This is a genomic window from Moorena sp. SIO4G3 (assembly GCF_010692305.1).
Classification (GTDB): Bacteria; Cyanobacteriota; Cyanobacteriia; order Cyanobacteriales; family Coleofasciculaceae; genus Moorena; species Moorena producens_A.
Window position 1 is genome coordinate 27340 of the sequence record NZ_JAAHIG010000017.1, and the last position, 23424, is coordinate 50763.

The 23424-nt window shown below is 44.9% G+C and carries 14 protein-coding genes; 5 read left to right on the forward strand and 9 right to left on the reverse strand.

The window, feature by feature from the left end:
* The first annotated feature begins 199 nt into the window (after positions 1–199).
* Positions 200–334 (forward strand): hypothetical protein, encoded by a 135-nt coding sequence (locus F6J99_RS05435; protein ID WP_293112039.1) that lies wholly within the window; start codon positions 200–202, stop codon positions 332–334.
* Positions 335–592: 258 nt separating this feature from the next.
* Entirely contained in the window at positions 593–724 is a 132-nt protein-coding gene (locus F6J99_RS05440) for a hypothetical protein (RefSeq protein ID WP_293112040.1), read from the forward strand.
* 24 nt (positions 725–748) lie between these two features.
* Here F6J99_RS05440 and F6J99_RS05445 read toward each other — a convergent pair whose 3' ends face one another.
* Positions 749–2071 (reverse strand): class I SAM-dependent methyltransferase, encoded by a 1323-nt coding sequence (locus F6J99_RS05445; RefSeq protein WP_293112087.1) that lies wholly within the window; start codon positions 2069–2071, stop codon positions 749–751.
* Between the two features lie 409 nt (positions 2072–2480).
* Between F6J99_RS05445 and F6J99_RS05450 the strand changes: the two genes are divergently transcribed.
* Positions 2481–3044 carry a PEP-CTERM sorting domain-containing protein gene (locus F6J99_RS05450; protein ID WP_293112041.1) on the forward strand — a complete coding sequence of 188 codons (564 nt, stop codon included), beginning with the start codon at positions 2481–2483 and terminating at the stop codon, positions 3042–3044.
* On the opposite strand, the gene F6J99_RS05455 is transcribed toward F6J99_RS05450, so the two are convergent.
* Positions 3016–3339: a hypothetical protein gene (locus F6J99_RS05455; RefSeq protein WP_293112042.1), complete on the reverse strand. Its 324-nt coding sequence runs from the start codon at positions 3337–3339 to the stop codon at positions 3016–3018. The two genes, F6J99_RS05450 and F6J99_RS05455, sit on opposite strands and share 29 nt — an antisense overlap.
* Here F6J99_RS05455 and F6J99_RS05460 point away from each other — a divergent pair.
* Positions 3327–3620 (forward strand): hypothetical protein, encoded by a 294-nt coding sequence (locus F6J99_RS05460; protein WP_293112043.1) that lies wholly within the window; start codon positions 3327–3329, stop codon positions 3618–3620. The genes F6J99_RS05455 and F6J99_RS05460 overlap by 13 nt on opposite strands.
* A gap of 2 nt (positions 3621–3622) precedes the next feature.
* Here F6J99_RS05460 and F6J99_RS05465 read toward each other — a convergent pair whose 3' ends face one another.
* From F6J99_RS05465 to F6J99_RS05490, 6 genes are all read right to left on the reverse strand, one after another.
* Positions 3623–8983, reverse strand: a complete 5361-nt coding sequence (locus F6J99_RS05465; RefSeq protein WP_293112044.1) for a CHAT domain-containing protein — start codon at positions 8981–8983, stop codon at positions 3623–3625.
* Between the two features lie 666 nt (positions 8984–9649).
* Entirely contained in the window at positions 9650–13171 is a 3522-nt protein-coding gene (locus F6J99_RS05470) for an efflux RND transporter permease subunit (protein WP_293112045.1), read from the reverse strand.
* Positions 13172–13635: 464 nt separating this feature from the next.
* Complete coding sequence (gene iscB / locus F6J99_RS05475) at positions 13636–14922, reverse strand: RNA-guided endonuclease IscB (protein ID WP_293112046.1); 1287 nt, start codon at positions 14920–14922, stop codon at positions 13636–13638.
* Positions 14923–15198: 276 nt separating this feature from the next.
* Positions 15199–16887, reverse strand: a complete 1689-nt coding sequence (locus tag F6J99_RS05480; protein WP_293112047.1) for an efflux RND transporter periplasmic adaptor subunit — start codon at positions 16885–16887, stop codon at positions 15199–15201.
* 715 nt (positions 16888–17602) lie between these two features.
* Positions 17603–19516, reverse strand: a complete 1914-nt coding sequence (gene uvrC / locus F6J99_RS05485) for an excinuclease ABC subunit UvrC (protein WP_293112048.1) — start codon at positions 19514–19516, stop codon at positions 17603–17605.
* Between the two features lie 294 nt (positions 19517–19810).
* The gene (locus tag F6J99_RS05490) at positions 19811–20188 is read right to left on the reverse strand and encodes a response regulator (protein ID WP_070393860.1); all 378 of its coding nucleotides are present in this window, start codon (positions 20186–20188) and stop codon (positions 19811–19813) included.
* A 148-nt stretch (positions 20189–20336) separates the two neighbouring features.
* Between F6J99_RS05490 and F6J99_RS05495 the strand changes: the two genes are divergently transcribed.
* On the forward strand, positions 20337–21119 hold the full coding sequence (locus F6J99_RS05495) for an ABC transporter permease (RefSeq protein ID WP_293112049.1): 783 nt from the start codon (positions 20337–20339) through the stop codon (positions 21117–21119).
* A gap of 319 nt (positions 21120–21438) precedes the next feature.
* Here the strand turns inward: F6J99_RS05495 and asnB are convergent, their stop codons facing one another.
* Positions 21439–23364 (reverse strand): asparagine synthase (glutamine-hydrolyzing), encoded by a 1926-nt coding sequence (asnB, locus tag F6J99_RS05500; RefSeq protein WP_293112050.1) that lies wholly within the window; start codon positions 23362–23364, stop codon positions 21439–21441.
* Positions 23365–23424 lie beyond the last annotated feature (60 nt).

A 23424-nucleotide genomic window follows, 5' to 3' on the forward strand; every position in this document is an offset into this window, starting at 1 on the left:
GCGATCGCATATCTGGAAATTAATGCGATCGCATCAGTAACGCACCAGCAAGATGATCTCAATGGGATCACAAATTTCAAAGAAACTGATGGCTGATCCTGGTGCGTTACGGGACCGGCTGTCTCAACCCTGGCCAATCGGCCAAAAATCCAGGAGAGCCGGTCCCTAACGCACCCTACGGCTACCAACTAACTGTGGAATGGGCATCAGGCGTGGAACTGGCATCAAGCCAGTTTCATGCTTATTTTCGCGCGGGCAGGATGCCCACTCTACTCCTATTGATTGGAAGATTCAGCGATCGCATATCTGGAAATTAATGCGATCGCATCAGTAACGCACCAGCAAGATGATCTCAATGGGATCACAAATTTCAAAGAAACTGATGGCTGATCCTGGTGCGTTACGGGACCGGCTGTCTCAACCCTGGCCAATCGGCCAAAAATCCAGGAGAGCCGGTCCCTAACGCACCCTACGGCTACTTTTGGAGTAGGGAGTAGGGAGTAGGGAGTAGGGAGTAGGGAGTAGGGAACAAAATTCTCTCAATTCCTAGGATAAGCTAAATGCGATCGCATATCTCCCATCAACCTGGTTGATGACCTATAGCGCTATAATTCTACCTTCAACCTTCAACCTGCTTACCTTCAAGCAACTAACCTTCAACCTACCAACCTACCAACCTGCCAACCTTCAACCTGCCAACCTTCAACTGATAGCTGATAGCTGACCGCTGATAGCTGATAGCTGATAGCTAACCTTCAACCAACACATACCCATAATTCTCCAATCCCATCAATGCCTCTTTCACCGTATCAAATGCCTTCTGATCAGATATTGACTCCAGTGTTACCGGATCTACTGGGCGCAATGTCTGCCATCGCTCTACTAAAGATGGCATCGACTGAGGGGAATCGAATAGGGGTAATAGACAAGAAGCAACTGCACTGTCTACCAGAGATTGCACTCCACTCACTGGCAGATACCTACTGATTTCAAAAGGCTGTAATTCAGTGATGGCTTTGAGCATGTCTTGTTTCACGTCTAGTATGTTCAGCTGAGGATGGAGATGTACCTTAGCCTTCTGCCAATCGGACAGTGTCCACTCGGAAATTGGAGTAAACGATTGGCCTTGCTCGGGGTGTCCACACCAGAAATCCAGGAGCCGATGAACAGGATGTAATAGCTCAAACAAATGCAGTCGGTCTTCCACAGAAATATCTGGCAAGCTCATGGCCAAAAACACTGGCAAATTGTCTGGTTCCTTGAATAGACTCATTAAATCCCATTGTCGCCAATGGACCATACTGATAAAGTCTAGATTAGCGGCTCTTAAGCCAGCGAATAAATCAGGAATGGTGTAGCCTTTATCCCCTTGGAAAAGATAGTTCATTAACACTCTTTCTTTTCCGTCTTCTCCCTCATATTTATGATTCCATGTTTGAGCTTTTAGTTCAACATTATTTTTTAAGGCTTTCATGGTATTTAACGCAATGTCAATCTCCATATCTTCGGGATTTTCATTAAATAATCCCATCACATGGAAGACTTCTTGGGCGCGAAAATACAGGTGACGTTGATGCTTACTGTGTAGATTGCTGCGAATAATTCCATGAGGCTTCAAAACCGCTTTCATCGCTTTTAGAGCAACAGCTGGATCAGGAAATAAATAAAGTAGCTCGTCGCAATTAATATAATCAAATTCCCAACCAGCGCTAGGTAAATCATAAAGGGAGAGCTGATGAAATTCTGCTTCATCAAACCCATAATGGCTTAAGCGTTTACGAGCTAAATCCAGAGACTGCTCCGAGATATCAATCCCAATAATTTTGGCTCCGGGATTTGCTTCTGCTAAGGTTAATGTGCCGTATCCCGTGCCACAGCCAGCATCTAATATAACTTTCTGGTCTGAATTAATGACTTGGTGATTCCTTAAATAATAGGGGGTGACTAAATTATGAAAATAAAGTAAGCTTAGCTGCTTTTTTGGGGAGCGGTCGATGGGAATTCTGGGATAGGGACCAAAATCAAATTGTTGACGAATTTTTTCCTGTAATTCAGCGGCGTTTGTATCCATGAGTAGGGAGTAGGGAACAGGGAACAGGGAACAGGGAACAGGGAGTAGGGAGTAGGGAGTAGGGAGTAGGGAGTAGGGAACAGGGGCGAGATAAATGCGATCGCTTCTGAGCTGAATTATTGGCGTTACTGAATTAAGGAATGAATGCGCGATCATCTAGTAGTTTTAGTGAACTACCCCGTTGGTGCCCCAATTCTGGGGTATTTTGAGAGTTTTGTTCCCCCCAGAATTGGGGGGCTAGGGGGGCGTGCGCCATACCCATAATCAGCAAGGCCGAATTCTTACAAGCTCAATTCTTAAAAGCCTTCACAATCTTTGTGATAACCTTCATGATAAGTTTATCAAATATTTATAAACAATGTCCAGATTGTTGAGTAATATAACTTAGGTAAATTAATCAGGGATTTAGATGACTCAATTATCATCATCATTAGCGGTTACCAAAGGGATGGCTCAAAAATTAGCTATGGCTACAGCATCAGCAGCATTGATGACTGTGGTAATGCCTAGTGTGGCCCAGGCAGTTACACTAGTTAAAAATGTAGTGGTTAAGCCTCCCGTTGGTGAAGAGCCTGCTGCCCAACTTTGTCCTCCTTTTTGTGAAACTGGGGATTCCATTACCACAGATATCGGGCGTAGAGTAGTAATTGGAAATAACATAGACAAGACCTTAACCAGTATCCTCTACACAATTTCTGCCGAGGAAGATGCAGCCTGGAGTAAGGAAAGTATTTCTGATATTTTCAGCGAACTTATCTTCTCTAATGATATGAAAAAACTGTTGCTAACTTCAGGAAGTGTTGCTCCTGGTGAGGCAGTTCTTGCGTTTCGAGAAGCTGAACAAAATGTGATGTTTGACATTACCGTGTTTTATGACGGAGCCCCAGCTACCGTTCCTGAACCAACCACTCTATTAGGTCTATTAGCTGTTGGGGCATTAACTGCTACCTCAGCTGTAGGGAGTAGGGAGTAGGGAGTAGGGAGTAGGGAGTAGGGAGCGGTGCGACCCGTGGCGAATTTAATTCGACGACTGTAAGCGCACCGAGGGAATCGGGAATCGGGAATCGGGAATCGGGAATCGAGAAGAGTGGGGAGGATAAATGCGATTGACCTTGGCCAAAAGGCCACGCGGGGCGCGTTTGGCCACGCTTTCGGCAAAGCCCAGGCTGCGCGAACGCGAACGCTGCGTTTAGATATTCTTTGCTATTTGACCCAGTGGGCGGAATCGGCATCAGGCGTGGAACGGGCATCAGGCGTGAAATGGGCATCAGGCGTGGAACAGGCATCTTGCCTGTTAAAGTTTTCGAATCGGCTGTCTCAACCCTGGCCAAGACACGGAAAATCCGCGCGAGCCCGTGGGTGGTGCGTTACGGGACCGGCTATCTATACCCTGGCCAAGACACGGAAAATCCGCGCGAGCCCGTCCCTAACGCACCCTACGCCACAATTCCCGATTCCCGATTCCCGACTCCCGACTCCCGATTCCCGATTGCCTGTTCCCTGTTCCCTGTTCCCTGTTCCCTGTTCCCTGTTCCCTACTCCCTTCTAAAACTACCAAGGATTTCCCACAATAGTAAACCATGCCCAATAGTAAGGATGAGATAACTTCTTATTACTTTTATCCTGAAGCATCTCGACTTGGGCTAGCCTTAAGGCTTCTGCTTTTCTAGGAACGAGTTTTAAATGGTCATAAAAGGATGTCAGGAGTTTAAAGGTTCCATTTTGAGGCACTGCTAACAAACTAGCTAAGACTGATTGCACTTTGGCTTGATAGGCAAATCCAGCAAATCCTAATTCATACTGTTCATTGCCAAGGGCTGTATCACAAGCACTTAAAACCAATAAGTTTACCGGTGGTTGCTCTAATCCCAGGGTTTCAAATTTTCCTAATCCTAATCGTTTGTTTCCGAACTGAATGTAGGAATCATTAGCATTAGACCGAAATTTACCATGGGTTCCTAAATGAAGGATATTAAAAGATTTCTGATTAATTTCATCCTGGAGATTAGCTAAGGTAAAGTTTTCGTTTTCTAGAGCTTTAGCTGACCAGGTATTAACTAAATGCTGAATTAGTTTGGGAACATAGGGTAGGTCTCGATGGTGGTCAAATTTTTCTGTACCCATTGCCAGCACTGGGGCTTTTCTGACATCGGTATAGTTGGTATCGGTCAAGCTCAAACTAGGCACTAAACCAACACTGTATTTTTCCACAATAAAGCTTTCGCCATCATGGAGTGCTGCTAAGGGGAGAGACTGCAAGCTTTTATCCATCACAAACACCAAGTTATTGATGTTTTGTTCATCTAATGTCTTCTGGAGGGGTTTAATCAATAATTGATAGAGTTGTTTAGATTTAGCTAGGTCTTGTGGTCGAAACACCCCTGCTCTGGGAGATGCTACACTATCCCGGAATTCTTCAGCTAAAGCTAACACTTGCTCCCGGCTGGTATTAGCAATCCGTTTGTAGATCATTTTGCCTTGGCTAGTTACCAATACTAGTTCCAACGGAGCATTAGGCTTGGGCTCTACAATTACATTAGGATTAATGTTGAGGAATTCGGTTTTCAAGACAACGTCTCGTCCTGGTAAATTTCCAGAATTCCGAAAAAAGACATAGATTAGTGCCGGTCTAGCATCGGTAACGTGTTCAATTTCCTTGAGTTCTGTTTGAATGTCTTTTGCTGTTTTAATCTGAGTCTGCTCTGCTTGTCTATCTGCTTGTGTAACAGATGACGACCCTTGACCGGTGACTTGACTGGTGACTTGACTGGTGACTTGACTGGTAAAATAATCCTCTAGTTGATAGACTAGCATTTCTTTGGACAATGCTTGAGTTTCTTCTATCATCACTGGTGGGAGGATGTCCTGTGGTAACTCAGGTAACTCTGGCTCACTATTGGTTACTGTATTAGGAAATGATTCAGTAATCAGTTGGATCTGCCTGGGAAAATCCCCCTGAGTATAGGACTCCAGAAACCGTTGCGTTGGCAAAATCGAATTGTCGATGCCAGTGGTAATGGCTGCAGCGGTACCATTGACGGTAGCATCCCCTACGGTAAAGGGTATGGAACTAGCTCCGCCATTATGTCGGATGATGACTGAGCCTCCTGCCACTCCGCCCCTAGTGGAAATACTAGCTGTGGTCTGATTGCGTCCGCTAAAAGCATCAGTAGCTCGGAAAAATCGACCAGCGGTAATATCGACATTACCACCACTACCGTTTTCTCCCCCTTGAGCATTAATCGCCCTGACTTCCACATCTCCAATCGGGTCGATAGTCACATTTCCCCCATCCTCAAGACTACCGCTAGTATTAATTACCCCAGTCTTGATGGTAGTGAAAGCATCGATAACCAGATCACCACCACTGATACCAGAAGTGTTTAGGTTGTCTGTGAATACCTCTCCATTCCTAGCAGTAAGGTTGATATCGGAGCCATTGGTAATAATGTTCCCAACTGCAATGCTTTGATTGGCCTCTAGAGTAATGGAAGCATCGTCTATGCCTTGAATGGTGCCCTTGCCGATGATGGCACCTGACCCGGCTGGGGCTTGAATGGTTACTGGGTCTTGGAAAGTGACCCCAGTCTCAGCAATGGTAATGTTAGCGCTACTGTTAGGATTACCGATAGTGATAGCAGTAAAGCCATCCTGAAGGAGGTTGATTTCTTCCGCAGTTAGTGCTAATATATCTGGATTGTTGGTATCACTGCCACCAATTGCGATCGCTTGATCAGTGCTGAACGGTTGTAATCTAATGGTGGCATTCCCTTGCACTATGTCGTTAAGGTTAATGTCATCAGCAGTTAGGGTAATATCCCCTAGGGGAATGGTGCCTCCCACTGCATCATTAAACTGAATGGTGCCAGTGCCAGCATTAACGATCAGGTCTTGACTACCGTCAACGGTATCATCAAAGGTGATGTTACCGCTAGTGCTAGTGATGTTAGGACTAATATTAGCGCTAGTGTTATCAAGATTAAGGGGTTTGACGAAGCTAATGTTACCACTGTCAGATGTCACACTGCTGTTGAGATTGATTTGATTAGTGTTGAATTCCCCAATTGAGATACTCCCATTACCCTGAGCACGGATGAGTTGATCAATGGTGATAGTACCAGGTATATCTTGTCCGAGACTAATGTTGCCATTATTAGCAGCGCTAATCCCATCCACACCAGCCACGGTAGTAATCACAGCATTGGGATGTTGGAGGTTAAGGATAATGTCGCCACGGTTGCGGGTAATAGCAGCAACATTCTGAGCTTGAACATCTATACCATTAGCATCAGCGTAGCTAAATCCATTTTCAGCATCGAATAGCACTGCGCCTTGTGGCCCATCAATTTTTACTTCAGTGCCTGAACTATCAAAGATGGTACCAGCAGAGATAAATTGAACTGTCTGATTATTGGCGAGTTGGACAACAGGATTGCTGTCACTGCTAACAAAGTGAATATCCCGGCCTCTAACGATAACATTGAGGTTTTCCTGACTCAGGTCAAAGTTGCGGATTCTTACATCACCGGTTAATTCAGGATTTCCAATGGTTAAGGTACCGGAGGTTCCTAGATCGAGATTATTGAGCAAATCCCCTGTGGTGATTTGGAAGGTGCTACCAGCGTCTTTCCCTATCCCAATGGTAGCATTAAGCTCTTTTGGTTGAATAGTGATTGTCTCAGTAATCAGCTGGGAAATCAAGTCAATCCCGCCAGCGGTAATCAAAACATCTTTAATGTTACTGACTTGTGATGGTTGGTCTGGGTTGCCGAGACTGACCTGACCATCGGTATCAATGACTAGAGTGCTGGGGCTGTTAATGGGATTTTTGATAGTAACATTACCATTGGTAGCTGTGATTGCGATCGCTCCTCCATTGCCCGATTCGGAATCAGCATTGATACCGCTACCTCCACTATTGATTTCAATATCACCACCTCTGCTAATTAAAGTAACATTGCCAGCACTCTCCCCACCCAATGAATCGATGCTAGGAATTTGAATAGTAGCTTGAGTTGTGGATAATTGACTATTGCCATCAGCAATCAGGGTAATATCCCCTCCACTACCAGTATTATGGCTGGAAGCATCTAAGCGATTATTCGAAGTTACTTTGATAGTGCTGCGAGAGTCAATCAGGATTTGTTGGGAATTAGTATTAGTATTGTTATTATTACTATTACTTAGACCACGGGTCTTAATGGTGTCTACTTGAATGGCTCCACTGGGTAATGCAGTATTAGGTAAATACTGATTGGTTAACAATACCAAGCCATCCCGATCGACGGTAATATCCCTAAGTTTGATATCGGCACTGGTGGCATTACTGCTAACAGTATTACTAAAATCAGGAACAAGATTACCTGAATTGTTTCCTGGAATTCCTCCTAGTTGTGTCCAATCAATCCCAGCTCTAATATCTAAGGTGGCCTGATTAGCACTATCAATCACCAAATTGCTTTGGTCAGATAGAGTGACATTGGCGAGTAAGCCGCGAAAGGGATCGGAATTAGTTGGACTAATCTTAGGGTTACGGTCATCACTAGGATTAATCACAATTTCGCCTAAGGTAACACTACCCCCTGCCAAAATATGTAGGGAAGCGCCTTGGTAGTTTCCTATACTGACATCACCATTTGCGAAAATGATGGAATCATCAGGACTAATCCAATTTCCTGGACTGCCATCTAACTGCTCGATCCGAAAACTAGCCCCTGTGTTATAATGACTACTGCCTTGTACTGGATTAGCGGAACGCAATACCATGTTTCCACCAGAGAAGAAACCACTAGCCTGATGATTGAAGGTTGAAATCTCTATGGCTTGATTCCCCTGGATGGATAAATTGCCGAGGGCTTCTGCAATAAAGGGGCGCGCTAGACTATCATGCGATCGCACTGTATTGCCAGCCAACAGATTCAAATCCCCAGTAGTAGAGAGCTGGCTTTCGACTAAGGTGAGATTATTAGTAGCTGAGAGTGTAGCAGTCTGAGCCTTTACCTCCCGAGCCACCACATCACCCATCTCAATCGGTAAGCCAGAATCCGCGAGCTGTACTTTACCATCTGGCGTTACCACAATTGGTGTCTGTAACTCTTCAACTCCCCCGGTCAACAAGGTTGGTAAATCCTGAGGTGTAAATGGTAGCTGCTCCCCATCAGCATCCGTTGGTAATTCAATTTCTATACTTAATAGGTGTCCTGGTTGGCTAATCCTAACTAAATTACCACCATCTACAGCAGCCAGAGTAACCGTTCCGTTGGCAGCACTTACGTTTCCAGTACTAATCACACTACCGCCGATTAAGGTTAAATTATTTCCCTCTAGTACTTCCAGATTTCCAGCATTAATAATACTCCCTGGTTGATTCGAGTCAAAGGCGAACGTCTTGGGATTACCGATTAAAGTTTGATAGTCATTTGACCCAAAGCTAGTAAACCAATTGTCTTCACCAAACCCAATCCGATTCGCTGTTGTTACGGTTAAATCACCTGGGATATTCAACCGAGCATTAGCACCAAACATCCATCCCGCTGGATTCATCAAAAATAAATTTGAGTTACCTCCAACTACTCGAATTAACCCGTCAACAATTGACGCTTCACCCCCAATAACCCGACCCAAAATATTACGAATTTGGGGATTAGACAGAAAGGTAACTGTCTGTTCTGCATTCAGACCAAATTTTTCAAAACTATGGAATAAATTGGCTCTATCTCCGGAAACTGTACCCCCGTCAATCGTTAACTGATTGCCATCAATTGTAATACTAGTTCCCGTCCCATCTGCGGCTGGTATAATAGATTCAGCACTAACATGGACGGGATAGAGTAAGGCTATACCTAAATAAATTTCTCCAACTAGAGAAAAAATTTGCCACCACCATTTACTATGCCACCAAACAGCTTTCACGAGTCGATGCTCCCACTACACCAATAACCTACACCAATAACTTAGTTAATCGCTAATTAATTAGGCTCCCTTAGGAAATTTGACTGAATACTTATCAAGTAATAAACCAAGGTAGTTACACATCATAATTATTCAGTTGATAATTTAGTGAATTGCCGAATTTTAATATTACTTGTTTACTTCCTTGATTGGCGTGCTTGGCATTTTCGCGATTGCTCAAACACCCCCCTTGCCCAAATCTTACCATCATCAGACTGCTGGGAATACTATCCACCCTATCACTACACCAAGCAAACTCGTAATCAGGGACGGGATGTAACTTATGGGTAACTTATGGGTAACTGATCAGGGGAGGGATTGATTGGTTTTGGTTAATACAATCAATAGGTAATTGACATCTGCATTATATTAATAAAATACCAACAATCAACTTTGTATAGTTAATTGTTATTAAGCCTAGACATAAGGATTCAGCGGTCAGCTATCAGCCCTTGGCTGATAGCTGACCGCTGATAGCTGACCGCTGATAGCTGACCGCTGATAGCTGACCGCTGATAGCTGACCGCTGATAGCTGACCGCTGATAGCTGACCGCTGATAGCTGACCGCTGATAGCTGACCGCTGATAGCTGATAGCTGATAGCTGACCTAGAAATTAGTCGAGAGACTAGAACTTACCATTACTAGCAGCAACAGAAGTACCATTGCTCAAATACTGCTCAGGCTCTACCTCAACCTCTACGAGGTCTTGGTAATCTTGAGTTTTACTTCCAAAAAGGGTCTTTCTTGTCCAACGAACTAAGTTATCGACATAGGTAAATAATACTGGCACCACCACCAAGGTTAGCAGAGTAGAAGTGGTAAATCCTCCAATCACGGCAATAGCCATCGGACTACGAACTTCACCGGCTGCTCCCCATTCCAAGGCAATGGGAATCATCCCAGCAACGGTGGAGACGGAGGTCATCAAAATCGGTCGCAAGCGACTGACTCCAGCTTGAATAACGGCTTGAAACTGGGATTTACCTTCTTTATGATTGGCTAAGGCAAAGTCTACCAACAGAATGGCATTTTTGGTCACCAATCCCATCAGTAACACTATTCCGATTAGGGCATACAGTCCCAATTCCTTCTGGGCGACCAACAGTCCCATTAAGGCACCACCGATGGATAGGGGTAAAGCCACCAAAATTCCAAAGGGATAGAGAAAACTGTTATACAACAGCACCAGAATGGCATAAATGCACAACACTGCTAGCCCTAAAGCGCTCAAGAATCCACCGAAAATTTCTCCCATAATCTTGGCATCCCCGGCGGGTTCCTCAGAAACTCCAGGGGGTAGGGGATTCATGGCAGGTAGGGATTTAACTTTTGCGATCGCATCTCCTAGGGAAATCCCTTGGAAGTTGGCTCCCAAAGACACCTGACGAGCACGATTAAAGCGGTCAATCTGGGCAGGTCCACTCCCTAAACGGATATCGGCTACAGCAGCGATGGGGACTAAGGTTCCATTTCGACTGGGAACCCGCAGATTTTTGAGGGTTTCGATGTCATCCCTCGATTCTGGGTCGAGTTGGACACGAATCGGAATTTGTCGGTCAGGTAGGTCAAATTTAGCCAGATTTGACTCAAGATCTCCAATTAGGGCTAAAGAGGCCGTGCGTGCGATCGCTTGAACAGACACTCCTAAATCTGCAGCACGGGCAGGGTTAGGTACAATCACAATTTCTGGTTTAACTAGACTTTCACTAGAGGTAATTTCCACTAAACCAGGAATTTGACGCATCTGTTTTTCTAGGGCTTGGGCGGTTTGGGAAAGCAGTTCACCATTCTCACTCTTGAGGATAATTGATAAATCCTGGCTAGAGCCTCCACCCCCTTGACTACGGAAACGAATCCTAGCACCAGCTATTTTCTGAAAAGCCTGACGCATTTGCTGGTTAAATTCTTTTTGAGAGAGTTCCCGTTGGTCTTTGGGTAAGAGTTTGGCGTATACAGTAGCAGAATTTACACCATCATCTCCAGCACTGGCCAGAACATTTTCCACAGCTGGGTTTGACTGCAACAACCGATTCGTTTCTTGAATGACGTCTATGGTTTCATTTAGTTCAGACCCCGGTGGCAGATCAATCAATATCGTACTGACTCCAGTATCCTCATTACTAAACAAACCCTTGGGAATAAACTGTACAAGCTGCAAGCTAGCGATGAAAAAAGCTACAGCTATCAAAATCGTGGTAATCCGGTGCTTCAACGCCCAGGTTAATAGACTTCGATAAGGTTGTATACGTCGCCTCTTATCGGTTGCAGGTTGTTCGGTTGCAGGTTGTTCGGTTGCAGGTTGTTCGGTTGCAGGTTGAAGGTTATTGGGTTGAAGGTTATTGGGTTGAAGGTTATTTTGCCAACTTTCAACCTTCAACTTGTCAACCTTGGCCAATTGGCCACGCTTCGCGAACAACTTGTCAACCTTCAACGGGTCAACCTTCAACGGGTCAACCTTGGCCAATTGGCCACGCTTCGCGAACAACTTGTCAACCTTGGCCAATTGGCCACGCTTCGCGAACAACTTGTCAACCTTGGCCAATTGGCCACGCTTCGCGAACAACTTGTCAACCTTGGCCAATTGGCCACGCTTCGCGAACAACTTGTCAACCTTGGCCAATTGGCCACGCTTCGCGAACAACTTGTCAACCTTCAATCCTTTTGATTTTGGCTTGAGCAAATAAGCACTCAGCATCGGTGTCATTGTTGTAGCTACCAGGGTGGAAAACATAGTAGATACCGCAACGGTTACTCCAAAGGGTTGGAAAAATTGACCAGGGATCCCCCCCATGAAGGCTACAGGAATAAATACCGCGACAATAGTGGCGGTGGTGGCTACTACAGCTAAACCAATTTCCCGCGCCCCATCCCAAGCTGCTTTAAGGGGTTTCTTACCCATATCTAAGTGTTGGTCGATATTTTCAATCATGCAAATGGCATCATCGACCAAGTTCCCCACTGCTAGGGCTAAACCCAGTAGGCTCATATTGTTGAGGGTATAGTTTAGGGATTTCATCACCAAAAAGGTGGGAATAATTGATAAAGGTAGGGCTATTGCTGTAATTAGAGTTACCCGCCAATTTCTCAGAAATATCCCCACGGTGAGTACGGTCAGTAGTGAACCGATAACCAGGGAATCGATGGTTGCTTGGTAGGACTCACGGATGGAATTAGCACGGGTGAAGATCAAGGGCAGTTCGATATCCTCTGGGAGAGTAGATTTTAGTTGTTCGATAGCCTTGCGAACCCCTTCTTCCACCGAGACTAAAGTGCTACCACTGCTCCGCAGTACAGAAAAGGCTACCACTGACTTCCCATTGAGATAGGCGGCTGTCCTAAGATCACCAAAGCCGTCTGTCACCTCTCCCAAACTGGAAAGGGTAACATTTGCGCCATCCGGGAGGACAATACGGTAGTTTTTCAACTCTTCCACGGTCTTGGCACTTCCGAGAGTCCGGACATTCTGTTCAGCACCGCCGATGTTACCGCGACCACCAGGTAAGTTGACATTAAAAGTCCGAATTTGGTCATTAACTTGGGTAGCAGTGATACCAAAGGCTTGTAATCTAGCCGGGTCAAGGTCAACTCGAATTTCCCGGTCAACTCCTCCGAGTCGATTAATTTGGGCAACTCCCGGTACATTAACCAGATCACGGCTAATTTTCCGGTCAACTAGATCACTCAACATCTCCACTGAGCGTTTGTCAGAAGCTACCGCATAGGTCATCACTGAAGCCCCGGCAAATTCTAACCGTTTGACGATAGGTTCGTTAATATCTAGGGGCAAACTTTGACGAATTTGAGCTACCGCATTGCGTACATCATTAGTTGCCTGATTGCTATCAGTTCCGAGGACAAAATTGATAACGGTTCTTGAGCTGCCATCAGTAACGGTGGAGCGGATTTCGTCAATGTCTCCAAGGCTAGCAACAGCATCTTCAACTTTTTTGGTTACCTGGAATTCCAGTTCTGCAGGTCCTGCCCCTGGCTGGGTAACAGTAACCATAACCGCTGGAAGATCAATATTAGGAAGTCGATCAATTCCCAACTGGTTAAAGGAGAATAGACCGACTATTCCTAAAACCAGAAACATGACCAGAGTAGCAACCGGATTTTTAATTGACCAAGAGGAGACGTGAAAGGACATCTGATAAAGAGTTGAAGGTTAATCGGTTGAAGGTTAATCGGTTGAAGGTTAATTGGTTGAAGGTTAATTGGTTGAAGGTTGAAGGTTAATTGGTTGAAGGTTGAAGGTTAATTGGTTGAAGGTTGAAGGTTAATTGGTTGAAGGTTGAAGGTTAATCGGTTGAAGGTTGAAGGTTAATCGGTTGAAGGTTGAAGGTTAGTTGCTTGAACGCGATTGCGTGGCCAATAGGCCAAGGTTATTTGGTTGAACGCGATTGCGTGGCCAATAGGCCAAGGTTAGTTGGTTGAACGCGATTGCGTGGCCAATAGGCCAAGGTTAGTTGGTTGAACGCGATCGCGTGGCCAATAGGCCAAGGTTATTGGCTCAAGATGCAACTTGTAACCGCGTCACTTTCAACGGTTAATCAACATCGAACCTGTAACCTGGATGTAATAGGAGAATTGTTTCCAGGTAATTCTTGGTATTTATCGGCAAAACCCATAACTATAACCATCCTTTCTGTGAACTCTGCACAAGTTTTTAACGTGTAAGCTTATCGCTTTTTTCCCAGAAACTGTGTAATTGAAGGAATTACTCTTACTTCTAGGGTTAACTCTCCCAAACTCCCCAGTCAAAAGGTTTTTGGCTATGTCCCCACTACACCAACCTTTGATTGGCTTGAGCGGGTTGTGTCTGATGGGGTAACCGTATTTATTGAGTGCCGCTTTTTGTCTGCCACCCTGTCCTTTGCAGGTAACTAGTAGCGGTTGAGAGGTTCTCAACACCAAAGCTTCAACGTCTCCAACACAAGCTGCATCAATCCAATGCTGCTTGGGTAGTCCCAACTTAGTCCGGTTGTATTTGGTCTGAGCACCTGTGCCAGTAACCACAGGTTTTATTTCCTTGAGTACCTTTACTACTTTGTTGCGAGTTGTATTGACCGCTGCTGCATCTCTCAATGGCGAAAGCGCCTTGTTTTTGATTTTTTCTAGCAAGCCTGGTTTCTTTTTTAGGAATTCTTCAATAGGTCTATTGCCTTTTCGTTGATTACATTTTTCACAAGCTAGACAAAGATTGCTGACCCGTTCGCGTAGCGTCGGCTTTGCCGAATCACTCCCTCCTTTGGATTTTGGGTGAATGTGCTCAATCTGTAGGGGAATATTTTGCTTGCCACAATAGGCACACTCCCTCCCCCACTTCTCAAGTAAATATTCCCTGACTTCATACCCGGCTAGTTCACCTTGTTGGTACTCTATTCCATTAATTTCAGGGTTCTGCATTTTTTGGGTGTCAAACTTAACTCTTTCGACCCAAATCTCGCTGACCGGGCAAAATTTAATCAGTCGTTTAACCCAGGTTTCAATGGTTGACACCCTATGCTCTAGGCTGGGAGGAAGCCAGCCCTCTGAACGCCTACGATTAAGAAATCTAGGCTTTCTGTAGCGAGTGTGACGATTACGTCTCCCACGTCTAACAGCGCTTCTAGATTCTAATTTCTTTTTGATTAAACCTCCTCTGTGTTCTAGCTCCATCCCCCAAATGACTTGGTCGTTTTGGACTAAAGCAAATCCGGTGAACTTGCTGCCAGGGTCAATTTTGATTTGACAAGGTGAAATAGTTGGATTATCGACCGCAGTTTTCAAGATAATTGTAAATGGATACATCCTAAAAACCGCAGCTTTACCTTTGTCTAATAACCGGCGTGCTTTCTTAGGTAAAATCGGGTTTAATGGTTGCTTGTTTGTGTCAATAACAAAAACATAATTTTGCATCGTTAAATGCCTCAATATCGGTAATGTGTTCCTCGACCATGTTGTAATAGCTTGTCAGGCCAACTACACATTTTGCCTTCGTCTTAATGGTTGGCGATAGTGCTGGGGGCTGGAGTTCACCCCCAGGTATCATGACCAAAACAACGTAGGAAGTTCATCCTTGGTCTGCAACCTAGCTAGATAATTTCCGAGTCTTGCCGGAAATTACCAAGGCTTTTACTAGGTGCGTTCCTTTCAACCCTTAATGAACCTGTAACTTGTTAACTTTCAAGGCTTTTATTGAGTGTCTAAGACTTGGACGGGATCGCCGTCTTTGAGGAAAGCAGCACCTTTGAGTACAATGCGATCGCTTGGGGCTAAACCACTCTTGATTTCTACTTGCCCACTAGGGAGCAGTTCTCCCATGACCACTGGCTGTGCTTTAACGGTGTTATCTGCTTCGAGTCGATAAACGATGGCGCTAGTGTCGGGTTGGGGCAATACTGCTTTGGATGGTATGGTTAAACCAGTAGTTGATGAGATGGTGATGGAGCCTCGTAAAAACATCCCTGGTAGCAAGCTCCCAGAATTGGGTAAATCTACTTTTACCAGAGCTTGACGAGACTGCTGATCGACTATCGGGTCAATTTCTCGTACTGTTCCAGAAAGCTTCAGGCTGCTATCTCCTTTAGAAGATATTTCTACTGGTTGTCCAATCTGGATTTGGGACAGTTGGGTTTCGGGTACCCTTAATAACAGTTCCAAACGCCCCTTTTCGATAATGGTAAAGAGTGTTTCTGAGGAAGAGGTAATATCACCGACACGGGCATTTCTAGTGGCTACTTTGCCACTGACTGGTGCCACCACTTGGGTATCGTTCAGTCGCGCCATCACTAACTGGACTTGTGCCTTTTCTCTAGCCAGTTGAGCTTGGGCTTGAGCAATTACTTCTGGACGGGAACCAGCTAATCTTTGCTGGAGCTGCTGTTGCGCTTCTACTACAGCGGCTTCTAACTGGGCAATTTCTGGGGAGTTGGTGTTTCGTGCTTGCTCAAGGCGTTGTTGGGCTTCAGATAAATTCGCTTGAGCACTGAAATATTGACTTTCCACCTCATTATAGCGGTCTTGGGAAATGGCTCCTTCGGCAATCAATTTTTTCTGGCTCTCGAAGCGACGTTTAGCAAGACTCAACTGTGCTTCAGCAGATGCCACTTGGGCTTTAGCTTGGTCAATTTGTCTAGGAATACTAGCTTGAGCCTGTCTTAGACGAGCTTGGGCTTGGTCGAGACGAGCTCTAGCTTGGGCTTTTTCTTCTGAGCGTGTCCCTGCTTTGAGTTCTGCTAAACGGGCTTCAGCTTGGGCAACTGTTGCCTGAGCTTGAGCTAACTGTGCCTGAAGCACAGCATTATCTAGCCTGACCATTACTTGTCCTGCCTTGACAAATTCCCCTTCTCTAACCAGTACCTGTTTAATCTGTAAACCCGTTGCTTGGGACTTGACCCTAATCTCCTCAAAAGCAGCAACACTACCAATAGCTTCTAGAGTACGGTTAACTGTGGTGGTTTTTACCTCTGCCACCGTAACAGTTTGAGCAGGTACAGCGGAGGGGACAGCCGCAGGGGTTTCAGCAGAAGCTACAGCCGCAGGGGTTTCAGCAGTTTCAACAGGGGAATCGGTTTTTTGAACCTTTGGAGCTGTCCCGATCAATCGCATTCCTAGGAAGGTCAGCATAATGCCTATACCCATGGCCATCACTAAAGTACCTGCTCCTGATGACAAGGGGCTTTGGGATTCACTAGTCCCGGAGCTGGGTAATGATGAGGCTGAATCCTCCTGTTGGTGATTAGCTTGGTGTAATGGTTGTTGATCTGGCTGAGTGATAGTGCCAGAGCCATTTAGCTGAGATTTCTGTTGGTGATCTGGCTGAGTGATAGTGCCAGAGCCATTTAGCTGAGATCTCCGTTCATCTAAAGTGTTTCGGGTCATGGTTATTCCCCTGTTACTGGTAGTGCTGAGTAATTTTGTTAAAAAAATATGATTTTAAAGGTTATTTCTTAATATAACTTAAAACTTATTAATTTAAAAGTTATTAGGACCTGAGCTAAAACTGTCTATCTATGTTTTTTCTTAATCAAATAAGATGTATAATTATTAGTCGTCTGGTAATTAGTCACAGATTTAGCACTCCCCAACATCCATATCAATCAAGCATCGCTTTACGGATGCAGCGATGTCTTGGGGGAAAGCACAGGGAAAACAGCGGTGCGGACGCAGGTTTCGCACACAGAACCGCGCGCCACTAGCACTTGATCAGGGCAGGGCACAGAAAAAAGCAGACAGAAAGAAAGCCTATAGAATGGGATCCTCCTAACAATCAGCTATCAGCTATCAGCTATCAGCTATCAGCCTATGCCCTATGCGCACCCGTGCGCGTTCAGCTTTTGAAGAAAATAGCTGACGGCTGACGGCTGACCGCTGACTGCTGAATGCTTACTCTTAGGTGCGCTTTCCGCTCTTTGTGCCCTTGACCCATTAAGAATTAAATTCGCGCTTTGGTGCGCGCCTTTAGGCAAAGCCCGACGCGGGGCGCGAACGGGCGCGCACCTTTTATTGCCTCAGTTTTTGTGTGACATTTTCCTCTTTTTGCTGACTTTTCAAAGTCTAGTATTAGTTATAAGATATACTTTTTCAAAAGGTCTAGTCATGGGTGGAAGTAGTGATAAATTTCCTTAGATAAACGCAAACCAATGCCTGGTACTTCAGCAAGCTGTTTAACCGATGCGTTGCGAATATAATCAATGGAGTTAAAGTGAGCCAATAACTGTTTTTGCCGCTGGAATCCCAATCCAGGAATCTCATCTAAACGGGAACGATGTAACTGAGTAGTTCTTTGTTTGCGATGAAAATTCACCGCAAAGCGATGAGCCTCATCTCTAACCCTGCGCAAAAGTTGCACCCCTGGTTGCTCGGGATCAGTGGCTAGGGGAAATGGCTCCCCTGGTAAAAATAGTTCTTCGTACTGTTTAGCTAAGCTTACTACAGGCACTTCTTCTTGTAAATTTAGCTCTTGCAATACTGCTACAACTGCTGACAGCTGTCCTTTTCCCCCATCAATCATTACCAAATCAGGCCAATCTTTTCTGAGTGTTGAGTGTTGATTGTTGATTGTTGAGCTAATACTATCTGCTGGTTCTGGTTCGAGTTGACTTTTTCTAAAGCGACGGCGAATCACCTCAGCAAGGCTAGCAAAGTCATCGGAGTGACCGACAGTGATATTAGGATTTTTGATCTTGTAGTGACGGTAGTGCTGCTTGGCTGATGTGCCATCATGAAATACAACCTGAGAAGCCACTGCATTGCTGCCCTGGATGTGGGAAATATCATACCCTTCTATGCGCCGTGGTAAATCCGGTAAGTCGAGAATGTTAGCTAAATCCTCCATGGCTTTGGTGTTGCGGTCAACCAATCGCTGGGTGCGTTCCAGTTCATAGTTAGCATTGCGCTTGACCATTTCAATCAGTTCAGCTTTGGTTTGCCGTTGGGGGGTGAGTATAGTTACATTTCGACCTTTGCGCAGGCTCAAATAGTCAGCCAACATCTCCCCATCGGGTAACGGGTGTTGCACCAAAATTTCTGTAGGGATTTCTACAGCATCAGCAGTTTGGTAATGCTCTTCTAAAACCCGTTGTAAAATTGCTCCGAGTTCTATTGGCCCATTCCCTTGAGGGGCTACATCGGCAAAGAATCCCAATCGCCCGACTAAGTGACCAGCACGGATCTGAAATAGTTGGATGCAAGCATGTTTGGCATCAGCGGCTAGTGCGATCGCATCTCGTGATACAGTATCGTCAGGTAAGGCTACTTTTTGGTCTGTACTCAGGGACTTAAGTCCAGTAATCTGATCCCTAATTCGGGCTGCTAGCTCAAAGTTAAGGGATTCTGCTGCTTGTTCCATATTGGCCGTCAGCATCTCAATCAGTTCCCCAGTACGCCCTTGAAAAACCATAGCGATTTCCTGGATGGTTTGACGGTACTGTTCCGGTGTGATTAGTTTTTGACACACACCAGGACAACGACCTAAATCATAGTTAAGGCAAGGACGGTCTTTAAACAGAGGTTTAGGGCGTTGCCGGATGGGGAAAACCTGTTTCACCAAAGCTAAAGTATTGCGCAATAGCTTAACATCGACGTAGGGACCATAGTATTTATCGTGTTTATTCCCCATGCGCCGCTTACGGGTAATGAAGATACGGGGGTAATCCTCTGACCAAGTGATGGCAACATAGGGATATTTCTTATCATCCTTGAGCAGTACGTTGTAGTAAGGTTGGTGCTGCTTAATCAGATTGGCTTCCAAAGCTAGGGCTTCCGCTTCGGTATCGGTTACGATGAATTCAATATCAGTAACCCGTCCCACCATCATTGCAATGCGAGGACTGAGGGGTTGGGAGTAACGGAAATAGGAACGGACTCGCGTACGCAATTTTCGGGATTTGCCGATATAGAGAATACTAGCGCTATGGTCGCGCATCAAATAAACCCCTGGTTCCAGGGGAATTTCTTTCAATCGGCTTTCCAAGGGTTCTGGATCTTGGATTAATGGTTTAGAACTCATAGCGTGAATGGTCTGTGGTCAACTTTTGGTTGTTACTTGCCGTGTAAGCATTCAGCTAATGCGCTACTTGAGGTGCAGTCAGCCGTCAGCTAATCAACGGGAGATAGTAAACAAGCATCGGGGGTGCTGATACGAGTGGTTGAAAATCCCTGCTAGTTTTAGTACTCCGACCCCATGCAGTTATAGCGCCTGATACGCGACACGCGCTATAGCACCATCTGTAGCACCATCTGTAGTCCATATGCTGATAGCTGATAGCTGACGGCTGAATACTTACCTTGCCGTGATGCCGGACTAAGTTTGCTTGTGTTCCGCTAGCCGATTTGAGATCACATCCAAAAATTTATCCACATTAAATGGCTTAAGAATATAGTCATGAATGCCTAGTTCTCTGATCTTCTGAATATTGCTGCGATCTGCACTAGCCGTAAGAAACATAAAAGGAATTTTGGCTGTGGCTGGATCTTGACGTAGTACCTCCAATACCCCATATCCATCTAGTTCAGGCATCATTACATCGCACAAAATTAAATCAGGCGGTTCTTGTTGAACCAACTGTACACCTTCAACACCATTTTCAGCACCCTGAGCTTCAAACCCTTCAATTTCAAGGAGTTCGATCAGATTTTCTCGAATAAAAATCTCGTCCTCAATCACCAAGATTTTATTCATTATTATCCTGTTGAACCTAACTGTGAAAATTTAAATCTTATCAGAACTTTAGAATAAAATGCAATTATAACGGATAGTTGTAGTTGGTGCATTAGCCCAATGGCATATTATTGGGGGTAGCCCAAGTTTCATTGACAGCCAAATAAATATGAAACGATATGTTAGTGTACTCCAGTTGTTCTGGAGTACTGCGCTCACTGCTGAACTGGAATATCGGTTAAATTTTGCGATCGCTACCTTGAGCAGCCTAGGAAACCTGGCTGGTAGCCTATTCGGTCTATTCTTATTTTACCGGACTGGCTACACCTTTTCAGGCTGGAATTGGGAAGAAGCCCTGGTAATACTAGGGATGTTCACGTTACTACAGGGGTTTTCTGCCACGTTCCTGATTCCCAATCTCAACCGGATTGTGGATCACGTCCAGCAAGGAACCCTTGATTTTATCCTACTCAAGCCCATTAGTTCTCAGTTCTGGCTGTCTTGGCGAAGTGTCAGCCCTTGGGGGTTACCAGACTTAATCTTTTCAATGATAGTAATAGGCTACGCTGGTACACGCCTACACTTAGATATCGGCAACTATTTGTTGAGTGTAGTGCCACTATGTTTTGGGTTGACTAGCCTCTATAGCATCTGGTTTATGCTGGGAGCAACAAGCATTTGGTTTGTCCAAATCTACAATGTCACCGCTGTTCTGCGCAGTATGCTAGAAGCTGGTCGGTATCCCATGGTAGCTTATCCGGCTAGCTATCGGTTTTTCTTTACCTTTGTAGTGCCAGTAGCGTTCCTGACTACCGTACCAGCAGAAGTGATGTTGAATCGCAGTGATACCTTTTGGGTAGTAGGTTCCGGTATTCTAGCCCTAGGATTGCTGTTAGCTTCGAGCATTTTTTGGCAGTTTGCCCTACGTTTTTATACCAGTGCTTCTAGTTAGTAGGTGCCCTTTCCGTGATGGCGAGCAATCCCTCGCCATCACGGGTCGCACCTCTTGATTCTTGCGAATCAAGCTAAGATGGGTCAAGTCGCTTGACCTATGGTCACGCTGCTTAACGCGCTCCAATTCAAAGTTCAAAATTATTAATTCAAAATGATTCGGACAATTCTATATTTTGAATTTTGAATTAATAATTTTTAATTACCCGGGGGGCTTCCAGAATTAAAAAATTGCCAAATTAAGGCCGTAGCCCACCCTGCGCGAACGGATTTTCTTTATTTTGAAGTTTGAATTTTTAATTTTGAATTACCACTAGGGGTCATTGCATAAATTCTTGGTGCCAGATGGCAAAAGTTAGCAACGACCAAAGTTGACGGCTGTTACCAGGTTTGTAGTCTTGTATCAAGTTACAAACTTCCGGTTTAAAAATACCTGTTTCAGGCAACGTTTTAATTGACGCGCAAACATCTTCCCAGATATAATCTTTTATCCAAGATCCAAAAGGCGATCGCCAACCATACTTTTTCCGCTTTTTTACTACTTTTGGTAATAAATCTGAAAACGTTTCTCTCAGCAGTTGCTTATCTTTTTGCCAGCCCACTTTCCTGGCAAAGGGAATAGACATGGCATATTCAACAAATTGGTAATCTAAAAAAGGAGTCAGGGATTCGAAACCTGCTGGCGTACTTGTTTTATATGTCTTGATGCGATTTGATTCTTCAATGTCCAACTTCAAATCCATGTAGAGCAGGGCATCGTGGTTGCTAGTAATGTGATTGTTGGAGAGCAAACTTTTTAATAGTTCCTGATATATCGAGTCTATGACTCCGGTATCTGTAGCGTATTCTCCCTGTAAGAGCTGATTAAATTCTCCCTTGCCGTAGGTAAACCAAGTACTTAATCTTTCTACAGTTAAGGGTGCTAAGTCAACTCTTCTAAAAGCTGTAGGATTAAAGTGATCTTTTACTGGCCATTTGTTTCTGTTGGCATAGCCTAAGTTGCGCAACCACTTAGGTAATTTTTGCAAGAGGCTAATCTGCATATCTAATAGATGGCGCGGCTCACCTCCCAAGATGGCATCACTGCCATCCCCAGTCATTACTACTGCAATTCCTTGCTCCTTAAGCCATTCAGCCAGCCAGACCATGGTGACGTTAATCTGGTTACCATGAGGCTCGCCATAATTTCTCACACAACGCCGCAGTGTGCCGATTAAATCTTGTCTCCCAGAGATCATCAGCTGACTATGTTTGGTACCAAAATGGGCACTCACTGCTTTAGCAACATCAGCATCAGAGTTACACTGATTCGGATTTGTGTTCCAGATTTCAGCATCAAGGGAACCAATTTCAAAGGCTGTAGAAAAGGTGTGAACTGGTTCTTTTGAGAGTTTGCTCATCATCCCCACAACCAGGGTAGAGTCTAAACCACCACTCAGAAGTGCTGCGGGAGAAAAATCACTGTTGCGATCTAAGCGACGCTTTACCGCCAACTCAAACCGCGAGCGAAGATTGTCTCTTATTTCTGCTTCTGGCGTATTCTGCAATGTTGCGATTTGCTTGAGTTGCCAATAGCGATGTAGCTGCGGTGTTTTTCCAGCTTCAATGATTAAACTATGAGCAGGTTGTAGCTTTTTTACCCCCTTAACTAGGCTCAAGGGAGAAGGAATGTATCCAAAAACCAGGTAGGATTGCAACCCTTGAGGGTCTACAGCTTTGGAAACAACAGGGTGTTCTAGGATTGCCTTGAGTTCTGAAGCAAAAATAAAAGTAGAGTGTAGCTGATCGAAGAAGTAATATAGTGGTTGCTCCCCAAATCTGTCTCTCGCTAACCACAGCTTTCCAACAGAGCGGTCCCAAATAGCAAAAGCAAATGTACCATTGAGCTTATGAACAACCTCTGTTCCCCAAGCTTCGTATCCCTTCAGTAACACTTCAGTTTCACGATTAGATTGGAGATCAAACCCCAATGTTTCCAACTCGTCTCTGATTTCTCGGCAGTTGAGAATTGTACCACTGAAGACAACGACCTTTGTATGGTTAGAGTTCCACATTGGCTTATAGCTATCAGCGCTTAAGTCTCTCGTGATCAGGGGAACATAACCTAGAGCCACTCCATCCTCTGGTTTAATGTCTAAATAACTGTCATCCGAACCACTATCGGCAATTGCATTACGCATGCGCAGAAGCAAGTTCCGATCAAGATGCTGATCTGTAGCTGTGAAAATGCCAACTATACTACCCATTAATCCTGGATACCTCGAACAAAACAAATTGCGTTCGCTTAGCGTGACCTACGGTCAATC